We start from the raw sequence: 17237 nt of genomic DNA on the forward strand, positions 1-17237 counted from the left end.
AGTAGGGTGTTCTTTTTTAAAATCCTGAATAGGCTAATTCAAAAAATTGGAATCTTTATTTTTTAAGTATTTATCAAAATATGCCTGCATGCGAAAAGTCCAGTCTTTTTGATTAGCTTCTTTACTTAGCGTATGATTTTCTCCGGTGTAGTTAATTAACCAGGATGGCTTGTTGTTTCTCCTTAATGCAAAAAATAGTTGCATCCCTTGCTCAAAAGGAACAGAAAGATCATCTTCATTATGAAAAATTAAAATGGGAGTTGATATATTCTTTACATTAAAAATAGGTGAGTTTTTAATATAATCTTGAGTATATTCAAATAAAGAACCTTTCATTCTGTATTGATCAACTTCGTATTTAAACATTGTTGAAAGGCCGTTAGATCTATAGCTTAAATAGTTATTTGTAAAATTAGAAACTCCAGATCCTACAATAGCACAGGTAAAAATGTCTGAATGTGTGACTAAATAAGATGTTTCGAAACCGGCAAAACTATGACCTTGAATTCCTATTTTACCTTTCTCTGTAATTCCTTTTTCTATTAAATGTTCTACTCCGCTTATAATCGAATTATAAGCGCTTTCTCCTGGTTCGCCATAAGTAAAATGAACGTCTGGCTGAAACACGATATAATCTTTACTTAAATAAGTGGGTATATTTATATTGCATGTACTCCACTCTGGCATCACATAATGGTGAAGGTCGCCGCTATGTTTTTCGTAGAAATGAACAATTACAGGATAGGTTTTAGAGGCATCATAATTATCTGGTAAATAAAGAAGACCTTCATTTGCGTTTTGATCAAAATTCTGCCAGGATATTAGTTTAGCATTTCCCCATTTATAATTTTCTATTTGAGAATTAATATCGGTAAGTTTCTTCTCATTTTGAAATTTATGATCTGCATGCCATAAATTAGGAAATGTAGTATAGCTTTCTTTAGTGAAAAGATAATCTCCGTTAGCCGCAGTCTTGACTACTTCTATATTGTAGTCTTCATTAGCTGCTAATGCTATCATTTCGTTATTCTTTAAACGGTAAACTCCGGTAGATTTAGTATCATTATTAAATCCTATAAATAATAAACTATCAACATCCAGATTTTGTTTAAAATCGGCTCCTTGTAATCTAAAGCTTACCTTATGTTTTCTTCCGTAGCCATTAGTTAATGAATATACTGAACCTTTTTCTTCGCCCTCCAAATTTACTGCCCAAAGATCGTATTTACCATAAAAAACGGGCGTTGTTCCATCATTTAACCATCCAGCAATACCATAGGGAGTTTTTGTATTTCCCATATCAGTTTCCTGATCTGTTAAAGAATAAGGTATCGCTTCAGAAATTGTTTTAAATTCTGGTTGAGCTGATCGGGCATCTAAGTATTTCCAATTTCCTGTGTTATTATCAAAAATCACTGCTAAAGTACCTTGATCATTCCAAGAAGGTATTGATGTAGTGCTTTCCGCTAACTTAAATTTTTCTTTTGTTTTTATTGATATTCCATAAATATCGTTATTCTGGCCAAAGGTCCAGTCTACATCTTTTGTATATAAACGATTATCGGTATATAAAATAATGTCCCCTCCTACATGTGGTGATTTTAGTATCATACTATACTCATCGCCATCAAGTAGTTTGGTTGTTTTTTTATTTTCTATATCATAGAAATAAACAGGATCGTTTGGAATTTCTTTATCGCCTCTTAGCTTCCATTGTCTTCTGGCCATTGTTCCTTCATCCCATTTCCAGATATCTACGGCTTCGTTCTTTTTAGGTGCATTTCCATATTTATTAAAATTTGGTTGCAACTGCAACTCCATATATTTATCGCTACTGTCTATAGAATACGGAGTATTGGAAACTTCATAATCGGCATTATTAATTAAAATATCACTGAAGTTTAAAATGGCGTGTTTAGTATTTTCCTTTAGATTGAAATGATACAGTATTTCATCACCATTATCTAATTTTATAGTAAAAGTACCTTCTGTATTATTTACCAACATAAAATTGCCAAACTTGTCTGCATCCTGTTCGTAAATTACCCTACTTTCTCCTTTTATTTTAGAATATCTAAGATATATTTTTGATCCCTCTTGCTGAGCATAAATAATATCGTTGTTATCTAATAATTTAAAATTTTTAACCTGTTCTATCTCCGTACTTTTATTAGTTTTTAAATCATAAAAAACTAATTTTTGGCTATTTTCCCCTGAAGTTGAAGTCTCGTACTCTGTATAAAAAAGATAGTCTGTACCTTCTAAATTTTGAGTATAAGCGGCAACTTTCCAAGTACGTTTTTCTTCTGTTTTTAAATTATAAAGAAATATATCTGCATCTGTGGTATAAAAAGACCAATCTCCTGTACCTACAAATTCAAATTCGTAAATACGTTCTAATTTTCTTTCTTTCCCAGAATTCACATCAACAACATACACATCTGCACTATTGGATTGAGAAGGATCTTGAAAAACCTTTCGATAAGCTATCCAATTGCCATTATTAGAAATCTTTTCATCTTCAATTCGCTTCCACTGTTTGTAAGCTGTACTATCCACTTCCTGTTTCTGAGAAAAAAGAGACTGTAAGCTAAGTAATACTACAGTTAATATTAGAATTGTTTTTTGCATGAATCTATTCGTTTTTTAAAAGGTAAATCACATTGTTAATTTCGTCCCTTAGCTCTCCAGGATTTCCGCTATACCCTTCTGAAGTATATCGAATTTCTCCGTTTTTAATTATTACTTTTCTTGGAATTCCGCTAGAATTAAAGAGTTCTGCAAATCTCGAAAATGTTTTATTATTGGAGCCGCTCTCCCCCTGTAGATCGAATACCAAATTTAAATCTGAATAACCATTCGTATTAAAATATTCGATGGATTTATTTCTATAACCTGAAGTATACTCTGATGTATTCACAAAATAAAACGCTACACTTTTATCTTCACTATAACTTTTATCTAAACTATACATGGTAGGAAAGGCCTTTTTACAAGGTGCGCACCAATTAGCCCAAAAATCTAAAATGATAATCTCATCTTTTTCACCCTCGATAATTTTGGATTCTCCTGAAGAATCTTCAAAAACTAAAACCGGAGATTCTAATGAAATTAATTCTACTGAAGTTACAGTACTTTGATTTGACGATTTTAAATTAGATAAATAAGTATCGAAATTTGAGTTTGCCTGAGGTTCCTTACGATATTCCTCTTCTAACAAATAGGTAAGATTTGGCGTTAATGCATTAGCTTTTGCAGCCGCAATTAAAACAGGTTTTATGTCCTTATTAAGCTCTTGCAGAATATGAATATGAAGTTCATTTAAATCTGAATTCTTATACAATTCGTTTTTAGATAAATGGCTAAAGGCATTTAATGCATTCTCATATGCTCCTAATTCATTTAGTATTCTAATATGCACCTTTAATTTTCGGTCTAATTGATTTTTAGCATTCTCGGTAGCTTGGTTAGGCGACCAATATAAACCAGACATATACGATAGATCCTCTATTTTTTCCTTTAACTGGGCTATCATTGGTGTGGATAACTTTAGAAGATTTTCTGTAGATACACTTTTAAAATGATATGCTTTAGAAATAGTAAAGTGATAACTGTCATTGATGCTAACAAAATTCATTTCTGGGATTAGATTCAATGCTTTGTCATATTTCTCTTCTAGAAAATAATGCTCAAAAAGAGAGGAATATGTTTTATTATAAAAGAATTGCTGATTTTGAGGTACAGATTCGTTGCTTGGATAGTTTTTTAAAAATTGTTCTAATTTGTGATATCTATTCCCATCATTACCCTGTTGATTAGCATTCATAAATGCTTGAGACCGCATTTCGATTCCTTTAGGATAACGTTGCTCCAAAACTTTATTTATAGAGTCTGAAACCTTTGTGTTTTTCAACTCGAATTGATAGATATTCTTTAAAGTGACTAATTGCTTTTCAGAAATATCTTTAAAATTCCTTGAAAAATTCTGTAATATAGAACTTGCAATTTCTTCGAACTTTTCCGGTTTTCTAACTTTTAAAATATGTATGTAAGTGTCAATAAATTTTGGTAATTGATCAGGATTGTCTTGTACTTCCTTTTTAAGCCAAAATTCGGAAGCTTCATCTGAAGCTGAAAAATCCTCAAAATAATTACCAAAATTACTATTGAAGTTTTTATTTCTAAATAAACCCCAGGCTAAACTACTTCCCGGTATTTTTTCATTCTTTGAGCTTATTGGGGTATACATATACCCAGCATCATTATTAGTATCGGTTATTAAACCATCGTCGGTACTAGCATAAAATTTAAAGGCAAAAAAACCACAGTTGTCAGGAACTTTGAAGCTGCATTCCCAATCTCCATCCACTTTTTTCATATCAATATCCTTGATATTCCATTCAAAATTTTCAAAAGTATAGGCAAGCCCCTGGATATTTTGAATGTCTTGCAAATCTTCCTTAGGAGTGTAAGTAAAATGCAAGGTGTGCCCTGCTATTACAGGTAAAGTAATTCCGTTTAAAATAGTATCTTTTTTACTTGCATTCGAAGCTGATAAAGTTACGGTATGCCCCTCTTGCTGGTCATCAGAGTTACTTTGACCTTTACAATTAATAGTAGATATACTGCATAAGAGTACTACCAAAATAGTTGGTAGTACTCTTAGAGTTTTTGTTAATTTCATAAATAGATTTTATAGGTTATTCACCTAATTCTGGGTTTAGATCAATATAATTTTGAAAGACAGGAAAAACATATCCTTCACTATTTGGCTCTAAAGTGTATGTTGAACCTTGAAATGTTCTCGTGTACGTTTTTCTAAAGTTGGGATCCAGGTTTAAGCGCTTTTGATCAAACCATCTTAAGCCTCTACCAATAAGCTCTTTTTTACGTTCTTCAAAAGTCCACCGCAATGCTTCATTAGCATCTGTTGCCGTTAATTGGTATTCTGAATCGGTAACGTAACGTTTTTCCCGTAGTGTATTAAGATAATTAATAGCGTTTTCAACTTCCCCTAATCGAGCAGAAGTTTCTGCGGCTATTAAATACATTTCAGGCACTGATGGGCCAACGTTAATTCCATTTGTATAACTATAAAAGTTTATAGCATATCCCCTTCCCTCAAACTGCGGAAAAAAGCTTGATCCATCTACCGTATAAATGGAGTAACGCAAATCTTCTTCATCATAACTTTCTAATAATTCTGCTGCCAATGGCGCTCCCTGATAGGTATTAAGCAATTTCTTAGAAAGGATAACCTCCGGATTTTCAAATAATATAGGATAGTCAAAACCACTAGGGATTGCGTTGAAGTTTAGTAAGGTATTTTGTAGTGCTAAAGCGTTTAAAGCATTTTTTAAGCTTAATTCGTAGGCACCCATGTATAAATAAGTCCTGGCTAGCAGTCCATACACTGCCGCTTTAGACGGCAGTACATTAAACTCCGGCTCTTCAACAATATTATTATCCAGAGCATCTTCCAGGTCAAAAATTATTTGCTCATAAACTTCTGCTACTGTATTTCTTTCTAAAGAGCTATAAAGATCTGGCGTTAATAATAAAGGAACGGCTTTTGAATCATTATTTCCTTGCGGATCATAATGCTCTGCATAAATATTAACTAACTGTAAATAAGAAAATGCTCTGTTCACATAAGCTTGCGCTAATATTGCTTCTTTTTCTTGTGCAGTCCCATTTTCACTTTCCAATACTCCTTCAATTACTACATTCGAATAATAGATACCAAGATATAATGCGTTCCAGTCGGTATCGCTTTGGTCATTATTAAATATTTCGTTTTGCCAGGTGTAAGCATTTTTCCAAATATCAGATACAGTATTTCCAAAAACTTCTGTAAACTCTGTATCTTCTGAAGATATAGCATACATGCCTCCAGCAGCTGAAGTCATATTATAATTATTGACTAATCCTCTATAATCTGAGGTGTATTTTAATACCCGACTATTTCCTACTGGTTCGACTTCTACATAATCTCGACATCCAATAAAGGACATCATAGAAACTATGATAAAAACTATTTTTTTTGAAATTTTCATAAGATATTTTTAGAAACTACAACTTATTTGAAAGGTATATGAACGCTGTGGTGGCAGTGTATTATAGTTATTGGTAGAAAGATACATAGGATCGATATCCAGATCATTCTTTGTCCAGATAAGCCCAATATTTCTAGCAGCCAGGTTCAGGTTAACAGCGTTTATAAACTTATCTTTTAACCATTTAGCAGGAATATTATATCCCAAAGAAAGCTGTTGTAAACGTATATTATCTGCCGAAAGCACATTAATGTCGGCTAGTTTATATCGATTTATACTATTGAAGTTTAAATTGTCTAAGCCGGGAACATTAGTATTCGCCTCGTCGCCCGGTGCTCTCCATCTATCCACAATAAGTTCATCCTTTCCTATAGCTCCATAATGAACTCCGCTAAAAGAAGGATAATTTTGCAACACCTGATTGCGAAATACATGACCGAAATAATATGTAATCTGGACGCCTAAAGAAATTCCTTTATAACTAAAATTATTCATAAAACCACCAAAGTAAGGTGCGTTTACAGTGCCCATATATTTTAAATCTTCCTTCTCTACACTCAAAATACCTTCTGAAGAATCTATGGTGTTTCCATCATTATCGTAAATCAAACTTTGCCCGGTAGCATCTAAACCTGCCCATCTGTAGGCATAAACACTACCCAATGGCTTATTTAAAATCTGCGATTGATTTATTAATTGCGAAGCACTAGTAATTTCGAATCTAGAATCGGTAATTTCATTATCCGCGTAAGCAAAATTCAGATTACTGTTCCATTTAAAATTATCAGTATCAACTAAAATTGCATTCAACCCAATATCGATTCCATTACCTTCCATAGTTCCCGTGTTATATTGTAGGTAAGAAAAGCCATAGGTAGGATTAAAAGGAAAGTTGCTTAAAATATCCTTGGTTTTTTTAGTATATACATCAAGACTACCAGACAATTTTCCTTTAAGAATAGAAAAATCTAATCCTAAATTTAGAGTATTGGTTGTTTGCCATTTTAATTTTGAATTTGCGGGTAAACTTATAGATGTTAATGGAAGCTCTGTATCAAAATCATTAGTTCCTACAGAAATTATTGTATTACTAAAACCAAAACCTCCTGCAGGTGCCGATCCAGATTTTCCATAACTTAGTCTAAAAGCACCATTATCCAACCAATTAATATTTTTCATGAAATTTTCATTATTGAAATTCCATTTCCCTCCTACAGACCATAGCGGTAAAGCTCTATTAGAACGGGAGGCTCCTAATAAATTGTAATCGTCTAAACGAATACTTCCTGAAAGATGAAAACGATCTTTATAATTATAAGACAGTAAACTATAGTAAGATAAATACCTATCTCTATATTTTAGAATGCTATTATTAGAACTTCCTAAAAGTGTTTGCCATCCATAAATAGTAGTATAATATTCAGTCTCATTTACATCTTTTGATGTGTTAACATTTACATCATAACCGTACCAGTCCCTAGCGCTTCCTTCCCTACGCTCTTCCCTAATTTCAGCTCCTGCCAACCAGTCGATCATATGATCCTCCCACAGTTTCTTATTCACGTTTGCCTGAAATCTCAAACTTTGAGATTCATTTTTTTCTCTTGCTGTATTTAGATATGCTCCATAAGGAATCCCGTAAACCAATTTACCATTGTTAGGATCTATTGAAGTAGCTTCGTTTAAAAGAATACGGGTGTAATAACTATCTAATTCATTTAAAGTACCAGATTCATTAATAATAGAAGTATACATTCCAGAACCTTCAACATCTAACCAGTCAGTAATAGTTGCGGTTAACTTTGCATTAATTCTAATATTTTGTCCATCACTTCTAACATTCGAAAAATTCAATTGATCTAAATAATTATAAGAAAATGGTAAATATCCCTGATTCTCGAAATCTTTCGCTACCTGGTTGGAAAACAAAAAATACTTATCTAGACTTTTTCCATTCTCATCAACAATATAGTCGTAAGGTCTAAGCGCACTTTTATCTACATTAGATAGTGCAGCATTCGCTGTAGTGTTTTCTTGATATTTTGAAGAAACATAATTAAGCCCTGTTTCCAAACGAAGGAAATCTTTTAATTGAAACGTGTTATTTACCGTAACATTATAAGAATTAGATTCATTAGACTTCATCGTTGCATCATCTTCATTATATCCTGCTGAAATAAAATAAGTATTACGTTTATTACCGCCTGAGACTGAAATATCATACTGCTGTGTAAACGAGTTTTGTAACAAATATTCATTAATTTGGCTAAGATTATTTCTACCGGAAAGGTTTTGTAAAATATTGTCACGCTGGCTTGCGGTAATCTCTCCTCGTTGGAATTGGAAGATCGCGTTTTGTGCAGCACTTGGGTTTTCAGATTGCCAATTAGTACTATTGTCTAACAAATAGCCCTTTTCGATTAAATCAGTTTCAAAATCTACATACTGTGCAGCATTCATTACCCGTAATTTATCCAAATCTATCTTCTCCCCGTAGGTAATTGTAGAACTTATACTTACCGTTGGGTCTGAAGATTTTCCTTGTTTGGTAGTGATTACGATTACACCGTTTGCAGCTCTGGATCCCCAGATTGCAGCGGCAGATGCATCTTTTAATACTGTAATTGTTTCTATATCCTCTGGATTTAAGTAACTTAAAATGGAACTACCTGAAACTCCTCTTTTACTAAGTTTAAAATCTTCTAAAGGCATTGGAAAACCGTCAATCACTATCAATGGTGAATTATTACCGTTATAACTGGTTAAACCTCGTATACTCAAAGCGCCTGTTCTAGGGTCTACTTTAAGGCCTGGGATTTTTCCTTCTAAGCGCTGATTAAGATCTACAGTAGGTATTTCCTCTATTTCTTCATTAGTCATCACGTTTAAAGCACCAGTAGTTTGTTCTTTAGGAATTTTTGTATATCCATTTGAAGCCACTAACTCGACCTGCCCCAATTGTGTAATATCCTGCTTCAATACGACATCTAATCTTTTTTTACCATCTACAGCTATTTTCTGCGATTCAAATCCCAGATATCTAAATATTAGGATGTCATCAGGAAAGATTTCCAATGAAAATTCTCCATTTTCCTTACTTAATCCCCAGTTATTTGTACCGTCAATTAAAATATTAACACCAAGCAAAGGAATGCCATATTCATCTGTAACAGTTCCCTTAACAGTATACATTTTTTGCTGTGGCGCTTCCTTGTACTTAATAACCACCTGATTATCGATGATATTATACGTAATATTAGATGATTTAAATGCCTGCTTAAGAATACTTTCTAATGGCGCACTAATATTTATGGTAATTGGTGCAGCTGAGCTATTAACTTTATCATCATACAAAAAAACATAATCGCTCTTAGCTTCCAATTCGCTTATAAAATTAGCTAAGCTTACATTTTTAACGTTAATTGCTATAGGGCCTTGAAATTGCTTAGCATACATATTAAAAGTAGAAGTTACTGCTAAGCATATAAAAAGAGATAATTTCAGGAATTTTAAACACAATCCCTTAGTGCACTTTTTTGGCAATAAAGCGCTACTATCATGTTTTTTATTCATAATTTTGTTTTGATTTAAGCGTAATTGGAGCTCAATTACAGATTTATACAACCAAAGGATGTTGGCGCATCTTTTGGTTTTTTTATTTTAAAGAAAAGAATAGTTAAATTCACTGCATACGCTAGAAATTTTAAAAGTTAATAGTTTATTCAATAATTATTGTTTGATTTTCAGCATCCAAATAACAGTAATGATCTGTTATACTTGTTAGAATTTTAGTTACATTCAAGATATCATCATTTAAATAAAATGAACCAGAATATCTTGCATCTTCGTTAATAATTCCGCTCGTATAAAATTTCACATTATAATAGCGAGATAATTTATCAAGAATTTCATCTAATGGTTCGCTCTTAAATACAATATATCCATCTCGCCAAGACATGGTTGCTGAAACATCTGCAGTCTCTAGATCAAAGCCTGTTTTACCTTTATAAAAAATCGCTTTGTTACCTGGGCTTAAATCTTCCTGAATTTTTTTATTCCCAAAAATACCTTCCTCTAAATAACTAACTCTTACTTTCCCTCTAGCCAAAGTAGTTTCAACAACATCATCTTCCTTATAGCTTTTAACGTCAAACAACGTTCCTAATACTTCTACGACACAAGCTTTGGTTTTTACTAAAAAAGGTTTTTTATCGCTGTGGGAAACGTCAAATATGGCTTCACCTTCAAGATAAACCTCCCTATGATCTCCATCAAACTTATTAGGATAGATTAATTTAGAACCCGCATTTAACCAAACTTTAGAACCATCAGCCAGTTGTATCTCTGTATTCTTACCGTAAGGAACTGTTAGAGTATTAAAAGAAATTTTATTTTCAGTATTAATTTCTGAAACCTGAGCTCTTGAAGATAAGCGTACAGAATTTCCAGATGCACTATAAGTAATTTTTGTGCTGTCTTCCAATTCCACTTTTTCATTAGATGATAAAATCAATTCTACTTTATCATTACTTAAAGATTCCGGAATACTTGTTTCTACAAACTCGTCTAATGCTGATACACTTGTAGTTTTGAAGTCATATAATAGTCCGGTAACAATCAAAAAAACAACACTAGCGGCTACACCAGAATAAATACGTTTTCTACGAAGTAATCGCCTTTCTTCTTTTCGCAACAAATCAATCTTTTTAAAGATATTATCTTTTGATTTTTGCAGATTTTGTTGCGAAATTTTATCGAAATTAATATTCAAAACTATCTTTTTGCATTTCTAAACTAATAGAGAAGCCCAAAGTGAAAGTATAGACAAAAAAAATAACTTTTTTTTAAATTTTTTTTCTAATTTCCTTTAAACATCTATATATCAAAGTTCTAGAAGATTCTATAGAAATATCTAAAATAGCAGCTATTTCCTCGTAAGAACGATTTTCATTGAAGCGCAGAAACAATGCTCTTTGTTGTTTATCGGAAAGTGTTGTGAGCGTTTTGGCTAATCTTATTTTTTGTTCTAAAAGGATTTCATCACTAATAATCTTATCCTCTAATGATGGTTCATCATCAAAAAGTCGCCCTTCTTCTATATTATAAACCCTGCTATTCTGCTGAAGCTTTTTGTAGATTTCTCGCCGTATCGCCGTAAATAGGTAATTTCTTAAATTTGAAATACTTCCAAGTTTCTTTCTGTACTTATACAAATTTACAAATACATCTTGTAAAGCATCTTCAACAAGGCTCTTATCTGTGGTATATTGGAGTGCGAAAGAAATTAAAGTGCCGGAATAGTCATCATATAACTTTTGGAAAGCCTCTAAGTTACCCTTTTTAATTTGCTTCCATAAAATATGATTTTTATCCGGTTCACCCTCCATGAACTACTCTTATAAAATTATGTTAATAAAAAGCAAATCTAAAAATTTTAGATATACGGTAAAGCTTACAAATTAATTTAAAGCAAATATTAATAAATTATCAATTTTAAAACCTGAAATTACACATAAAAAAATATCAGCTCTAGTTATATAGAAAAACACTAATTTTATTGATTACATTTTTCACACCCGGTGATTATTATAAAACTTTTTGAACTTGATTGTTTGTATTGAAGATTGATTCTAAGACTGTACAAACACTAACAAATTTCCACTTTTAAAACGAATACGGGCAGTACTCTCGGTAATTGTATTTCGGGTTCCAATTCTGGTAGTTATGCTTAAATCTTCATCATGTAAGGGATATTTCACCCCTTCAGAATATATATTTTTGGCTTCAGGAAATGGAAATAGTGAAATAATTTCATCCTGAAAATCGATAATTTCGATATTCTTTTCAGCAAAAAAATAAAAGCCAAAATCATCAAAACAGCGAATTTCAATTTCATCTTTATGCTTCAGCATCGAATTAAGATTCCCTAAAAAATGATCCTGTTCTAAACCGCTGCAACCATAAACTGCAACACTTTTATAGCCTTCTTCGATAATAATTTTTAAAATCTTTTCGAAATCGGTCGCATTTTGATCTGGCGTTTCCAAAACAGTAACCGATGAAGCAATTGCCTCGCGATCTACAGAATCAAAATCACCGGAAACAACATCAGGCTGTATTTTTAATGCGGTAAGTTTTTGATAAGCTCCATCGGTGCAATAAATCTTTTTGAAACTGTCTAAAACAGGAATTTGTTTTGGAAACTGTCCGTTTATAAATAAAACAACTTCCGCTTGGGTTTTATAAGTTTGCCGATCTAACTTCATCTAGTGGCGTTCTTCTAAAACTTTCACCACATCTTTTAATTCGTAGCCTTTGGCTTTTAAAAGAATTAAATAATGAAACAGCAAATCTGCACTTTCGTTAAGGAAAAGATTTTCGTCGTTATCCTTAGCCTCAATTACCACCTCAACAGCTTCTTCCCCTACTTTTTGAGCGATTTTATTCATCCCTTTATCAAAAAGTGATACTACATACGAATCCTTGTCTTTACGCAATTCAGGCTCTACTTCACTCATTTTTTTACGTTGCGCAATAACCCCTTCTAAATCGGATAAAAATCCAAAAGAAGCTTCATTTTTTTCGCCCCAACAGGTATCGGTTCCTTTATGACATGTTGGACCTTGCGGATTCACCATTACCAAAAGCGTATCATTATCGCAATCATTTTTTATAGAAACCAGGTGCAAAAAGTTTCCACTTTCTTCACCTTTGGTCCACAAACGGTTTTTAGTACGACTATAAAAAGTAACTTTTTTTGTTTCGTTGGTTTTTAGATAAGCTTCTTCATTCATGTACCCCAACATCAAGACCTTTTTGGTGGTTGCATCCTGAATGATTGCGGGTACTAATCCGTCGTTATTTTTATCAAAATCGATATTCATCTTTATAATTTTATATTCTTACCGGAATTCCCTGATTTGCCAGTTCTTTTTTAAGATCCGGAATTTCTATTTCTTTAAAATGAAAAACACTTGCTGCCAAAGCTGCATCGGCCTTTCCTTCTTTAAATGTGTCTACAAAATGCTGAATATTACCGGCACCGCCCGAAGCAATGATCGGGATATTTAGATCTTCAGATAATTTCTTAAGTGCAATATTAGCAAAACCATCTTTAGTACCGTCATTATTCATCGATGTAAACAAAATTTCCCCTGCACCGCGCTGTTCTACTTCCTTGGCCCATTCAAAAAGATCGAGTTCGGTTGGAACTTTACCACCAACCAAATGAACGATCCACTGCCCCATTACCTGTTTTGCATCGATAGCTACAGTAATACATTGCGCGCCAAATTTTTGAGAAAGCTCGTTAATAAGATTAGGATTTTTTACTGCGGAAGAGTTTACTGAAACCTTATCTGCACCATTCTTCAATAAAATATCGACATCTTCTACGGAAGAAATTCCGCCGCCCACCGTAAATGGAATATTTACCTTTTCTGCCACTCGCAAAACAAGATTCGCTAAAGTTTTACGACGTTCTTCTGTCGCTGAAATATCCAGAAATACAAGCTCATCTGCGCCGGTTTCAGCATACTTGGCGGCCAATTCTACCGGATCACCAGCGTCTCTTAGATCAACGAAATTAACACCTTTAACAGTTCTTCCGTCTTTTATATCTAAACAGGGGATTATTCTTTTTGTAAGCATCTTTGTTTTAGTTTACAGTATACGTTTAAGGGTTTACAGTTTTTTTGGCTATCAGCTATCATCTTTTAGTTTTTAAAATTAAATTTTTTTAGCTTCTGCCATCACGGACTTGATCCGGGATCTCACTTGTAGCTTTTTGAATTTAAGATTTAGCATTAAATAATTACTTAACTTACATCACGCCTTCTCCAAATTACCAAATAACCTATTTCAATTGATTAATTTTAATTACTTAACGATACCTCTTTCTTTTTTCCATTGCCGAAAAAAGAAACAAAAAAGGCTAGGCTTACGAAACTTGATCTAAATTCTTCGTTCTGAAGCTAAATTTTAGGAACTCGCTACGCTCAAACAGCCTAAAATTTCAACGCTTCTTTCACTTCGAATTTAACGAACAATTTTCGATAGGCCGGCTTTTAAGTATATAGAAAATTCACTTTAATCGTTTTCAACATTTAGCATTCAAAATAAACCCTGATTCTTGGTTCACTTATTTTCATTACCAAATTAGCACATCATCGCATTATCAAATTATTCTCTATTGTCCGTCATTTAGAATATAGTTTTCTAATTGCTTTAAGCTGATTCTTCCTTCATAAATCGCTTTACCAATAATAGTCCCTTCACAACCTAAATCAGAAAGTTCTAATAATTCATCGAATTTCGATATTCCTCCAGAAGCAGTTAGATTGATTTCAGGATTTTCGGATAAAATACGATCGTAAAGATCGAAAGCAGGTCCTTGCAACATTCCGTCTTTAGAAATATCGGTACAAATCACATACTTTACTCCCTCTTTTTGATATTCAGCAATAAACGGAATCAATTCTTTATCTGACTCTTCCTGCCAACCGCTAACGGCTACTTTTTCGTTATTGGCATCAGCACCTAAAATGATCTTTTGTGAACCAAATTTTTTCAACCAGCTTTTAAAAGTCTCCGGATCTTTTACGGCAATACTACCACCGGTAATTTGTTTTGCTCCGCATTCAAAAGCGATTTCAAGATCTTTATCGGTTTTTAATCCGCCACCAAAATCAATTTTCAAATTGGTCTTTAAAGCGATCGTTTCTAAAATTTTATGGTTTACGATATGCTTCGATTTTGCACCATCAAGATCTACTAAATGAAGATACTCGATACCGTGAGCTTCAAAAGATTTTGCAACCTCGAGCGGATTTTCATTATATACTTTTTTGGTGTTATAATCACCTTTAGAAAGTCTTACACACTTTCCGTCAATTATATCTATTGCTGGTATTAAACGCATTTAAAGTTAGAATTTAGAAGTTGGAAGTTAGATTTACACATTTTATTTATTTTTTCTTGCCCTGTTTATCGAAGACACAATTATAGCTACTAATTCATTAGCTTCTGTGTGCAACTCTTTTATTTTACTCATTTCCTTAGGATAAACTATTTGCAGTAATTCTAAAAAGTACATCGACTCATCAGCTTCCTCTTCCACAATTTTTAATTTATTTATGAAATCTGCGTTAGATTTAGCTCTTCTGGCAGCTCTATAATTTGCACCAACAGAACTAGAACATCTAATAAGCTGCCTCACATAAGCATCGAACTCTCTATTTTTAGGTATATTGGAACACAACGACCAAACATCAATAGCAAACTTTTTAGTTCTTTCTTTTAAATCATACATGATATTTTTTGTTTTCCTAATTCAAGAATCCTATTCCGTACTTCTAACTTCGTAATTCTAACTTCAAAAAGTTCTCCAAAATCTTTTCTCCGGCTTTACTGCTTTTTTCCGGGTGAAATTGTACTCCGTAGAAATTATTCTTTTTTATTGCTGAAGTATATTCGACTCCGTACCGTGTAGAACAAATTGTTTCCTCACATTCTTTTACGTAAAAACTATGTACTAAATACACATATTCTTTTTCCTTCACACCTTCAAACAGATCTGATTGTAGATCATAAATCTGATTCCATCCAATTTGAGGTACTTTAACCGTATTATCAAATTTAACAACTTTAGCATCAAAAATCGATAATCCTGGAGTATCTCCTTCTTCACAATATTCGCACATTAATTGCATCCCAAGGCAAATGCCTAAAACCGGTTGTTTTAGCTGCGGAATTACTTTATCGAGTCCGGTTGACTTTAGCATCTTCATCGCACTACTCGCCTCTCCTACTCCAGGAAAAATCACCTTGTCTGCCGATTTAATTTCTTCAGCATCATCTGTAAGCACAGCTTCAAATCCAAGCCTTTTTATGGCGAATTTGATACTCTGAATATTCCCTGCGCCGTAATCTATAATTGCTATTTTCATTTTTTAGTAGTTGATAATTAGTAGTTAGTATTGAGTAAAGAATAGAATTTACATACTAACTACTTTATACTCTATACCCAATTCCCAATATTATTAAAGCATTCCTTTTGTTGATGGTAAAATCATTTTTTCGGTATCTCTTTTTACCGCCATTTTAATCGCTTTAGCAAAGGCCTTAAAAATGGCTTCGATTTTATGATGCTCATTAGTGCCTTCAGCTTTTACATTTAGATTGGCTTTAGCCCCATCGGTAAAGGATTTAAAGAAATGATAGAACATTTCTGTTGGCATTTTACCTACCATTTCACGTTTAAAATCGGCTTCCCAAACTAACCAATTTCGACCACCAAAATCGATCGCTACTTGCGCTAAACAATCGTCCATTGGCAAACAAAAGCCATATCGCTCGATTCCTAATTTGTTGCCCAAAGCTTTTGTATAGATTTCGCCCAAAGCGATTGCGGTATCTTCGATCGTGTGGTGTTCATCAACTTCTAAATCGCCATTTACTTTTATCTCTAAATCCATTTGACCGTGGCGCGCGATTTGATCTAACATATGATCAAAAAATGAAATTCCTGTAGAAATTTCAGATTTCCCGGTTCCGTCAAGATTCAGTTTGATCTGAATATCCGTTTCATTCGTTTTTCTGGCGATTTCTGCTGTACGATCTTTCAGTTTCAAAAATTCATAAATATCCTTCCAGCTTGAAGTTTTCAGTGCAATGGTTTCTTTCAGCTTTGCAACATCATTTTTCAATTCATCGGTCGCTAAATCTTCGTGGGTATCGATAAAAATTCCTTTTCCGCCGAAATTATAAGCAAATTCAATATCCGTCATCCGATCACCAATCATAATCGAGTTTGCCATATCGTAGCTATCAGCATTCAAATATTTACGCTCTAACAAACCTGTATTTGGCTTTCGGGTAGGTTGATTATCTTTTGCAAATGTCCGATCAATCAGAATATCACTAAATTTCACACCTTCATTCTCGAAAGTCTTCACCACAAAATTCTGTATTGGCCAGAATTGATCTTCCGGATACACCTCGGTTCCCAAACCATCTTGATTGGTCACCATTACCAATTCGTAATCTAACTCTTTGGCAATTTTCGATAAATAGAACAATGCCTCTGGATAGAACTCTAATTTCTCCAGTTTGTCTACCTGATAATCTTCGGGTTCCAGAATAATGGTTCCATCACGATCTATAAATAAAACTTTTTGCATT

13 protein-coding genes are annotated in these 17237 nt (G+C 33.2%); all 13 read right to left on the minus strand.

Features of this window, described 5'->3' with window-relative positions; genetic code table 11:
* Positions 1–33: 33 nt before the first annotated feature.
* The gene (locus PBT91_RS10490; RefSeq protein ID WP_270058418.1) at positions 34–2631 is read right to left on the minus strand and encodes an alpha/beta hydrolase family protein; all 2598 of its coding nucleotides are present in this window, start codon (positions 2629–2631) and stop codon (positions 34–36) included.
* Between the two features lie 4 nt (positions 2632–2635).
* Positions 2636–4684 carry a TlpA family protein disulfide reductase gene (locus PBT91_RS10495; RefSeq protein ID WP_270058419.1) on the minus strand — a complete coding sequence of 683 codons (2049 nt, stop codon included), beginning with the start codon at positions 4682–4684 and terminating at the stop codon, positions 2636–2638.
* A 16-nt stretch (positions 4685–4700) separates the two neighbouring features.
* The gene (locus tag PBT91_RS10500) at positions 4701–6056 is read right to left on the minus strand and encodes a RagB/SusD family nutrient uptake outer membrane protein (protein WP_270058420.1); all 1356 of its coding nucleotides are present in this window, start codon (positions 6054–6056) and stop codon (positions 4701–4703) included.
* A 9-nt stretch (positions 6057–6065) separates the two neighbouring features.
* Positions 6066–9629, minus strand: coding sequence for a SusC/RagA family TonB-linked outer membrane protein (locus PBT91_RS10505; protein WP_270058421.1), 3564 nt, complete (start codon positions 9627–9629; stop codon positions 6066–6068).
* Between the two features lie 145 nt (positions 9630–9774).
* The gene (locus PBT91_RS10510; RefSeq protein ID WP_270058422.1) at positions 9775–10827 is read right to left on the minus strand and encodes a FecR family protein; all 1053 of its coding nucleotides are present in this window, start codon (positions 10825–10827) and stop codon (positions 9775–9777) included.
* A gap of 73 nt (positions 10828–10900) precedes the next feature.
* Positions 10901–11443: an RNA polymerase sigma factor gene (locus PBT91_RS10515; protein ID WP_270058423.1), complete on the minus strand. Its 543-nt coding sequence runs from the start codon at positions 11441–11443 to the stop codon at positions 10901–10903.
* A gap of 243 nt (positions 11444–11686) precedes the next feature.
* The gene (locus PBT91_RS10520) at positions 11687–12322 is read right to left on the minus strand and encodes a thiamine diphosphokinase (protein ID WP_270058424.1); all 636 of its coding nucleotides are present in this window, start codon (positions 12320–12322) and stop codon (positions 11687–11689) included.
* On the minus strand, positions 12323–12940 hold the full coding sequence (gene hisIE / locus PBT91_RS10525) for a bifunctional phosphoribosyl-AMP cyclohydrolase/phosphoribosyl-ATP diphosphatase HisIE (protein ID WP_270058425.1): 618 nt from the start codon (positions 12938–12940) through the stop codon (positions 12323–12325). It lies immediately after the preceding gene.
* Positions 12941–12950: 10 nt separating this feature from the next.
* Positions 12951–13706: an imidazole glycerol phosphate synthase subunit HisF gene (hisF, locus tag PBT91_RS10530; RefSeq protein WP_270058426.1), complete on the minus strand. Its 756-nt coding sequence runs from the start codon at positions 13704–13706 to the stop codon at positions 12951–12953.
* A gap of 538 nt (positions 13707–14244) precedes the next feature.
* Positions 14245–14976, minus strand: a complete 732-nt coding sequence (hisA, locus tag PBT91_RS10535; protein ID WP_270058427.1) for a 1-(5-phosphoribosyl)-5-[(5-phosphoribosylamino)methylideneamino]imidazole-4-carboxamide isomerase — start codon at positions 14974–14976, stop codon at positions 14245–14247.
* A gap of 42 nt (positions 14977–15018) precedes the next feature.
* The gene (locus PBT91_RS10540) at positions 15019–15366 is read right to left on the minus strand and encodes a four helix bundle protein (RefSeq protein ID WP_270058428.1); all 348 of its coding nucleotides are present in this window, start codon (positions 15364–15366) and stop codon (positions 15019–15021) included.
* Positions 15367–15409: 43 nt separating this feature from the next.
* Positions 15410–16003: an imidazole glycerol phosphate synthase subunit HisH gene (hisH, locus tag PBT91_RS10545; RefSeq protein WP_270058429.1), complete on the minus strand. Its 594-nt coding sequence runs from the start codon at positions 16001–16003 to the stop codon at positions 15410–15412.
* Positions 16004–16096: 93 nt separating this feature from the next.
* Positions 16097–17236, minus strand: a complete 1140-nt coding sequence (gene hisB / locus PBT91_RS10550; protein ID WP_270058430.1) for a bifunctional histidinol-phosphatase/imidazoleglycerol-phosphate dehydratase HisB — start codon at positions 17234–17236, stop codon at positions 16097–16099.
* Position 17237 lies beyond the last annotated feature (1 nt).

The sequence above is a fragment of the Zunongwangia sp. HGR-M22 genome, assembly GCF_027594425.1.
Lineage (GTDB): Bacteria > Bacteroidota > Bacteroidia > Flavobacteriales > Flavobacteriaceae > Zunongwangia.

What these genes read in the sequence shown, in the direction of transcription:
- PBT91_RS10490 (WP_270058418.1), bottom strand. Translation starts at nt 2,631, where the DNA reads ATGCAAAAAACAATTCTAATATTAACTGTAGTATTACTTAGCTTACAG.
- PBT91_RS10495 (WP_270058419.1), bottom strand. Translation starts at nt 4,684, where the DNA reads ATGAAATTAACAAAAACTCTAAGAGTACTACCAACTATTTTGGTAGTA.
- PBT91_RS10500 (WP_270058420.1), bottom strand. Translation starts at nt 6,056, where the DNA reads ATGAAAATTTCAAAAAAAATAGTTTTTATCATAGTTTCTATGATGTCC.
- PBT91_RS10505 (WP_270058421.1), bottom strand. Translation starts at nt 9,629, where the DNA reads ATGAATAAAAAACATGATAGTAGCGCTTTATTGCCAAAAAAGTGCACT.
- PBT91_RS10515 (WP_270058423.1), bottom strand. Translation starts at nt 11,443, where the DNA reads ATGGAGGGTGAACCGGATAAAAATCATATTTTATGGAAGCAAATTAAA.
- PBT91_RS10520 (WP_270058424.1), bottom strand. Translation starts at nt 12,322, where the DNA reads ATGAAGTTAGATCGGCAAACTTATAAAACCCAAGCGGAAGTTGTTTTA.
- hisIE (WP_270058425.1), bottom strand. Translation starts at nt 12,940, where the DNA reads ATGAATATCGATTTTGATAAAAATAACGACGGATTAGTACCCGCAATC.
- hisF (WP_270058426.1), bottom strand. Translation starts at nt 13,706, where the DNA reads ATGCTTACAAAAAGAATAATCCCCTGTTTAGATATAAAAGACGGAAGA.
- hisA (WP_270058427.1), bottom strand. Translation starts at nt 14,976, where the DNA reads ATGCGTTTAATACCAGCAATAGATATAATTGACGGAAAGTGTGTAAGA.
- PBT91_RS10540 (WP_270058428.1), bottom strand. Translation starts at nt 15,366, where the DNA reads ATGTATGATTTAAAAGAAAGAACTAAAAAGTTTGCTATTGATGTTTGG.
- hisH (WP_270058429.1), bottom strand. Translation starts at nt 16,003, where the DNA reads ATGAAAATAGCAATTATAGATTACGGCGCAGGGAATATTCAGAGTATC.
- hisB (WP_270058430.1), bottom strand. Translation starts at nt 17,236, where the DNA reads ATGCAAAAAGTTTTATTTATAGATCGTGATGGAACCATTATTCTGGAA.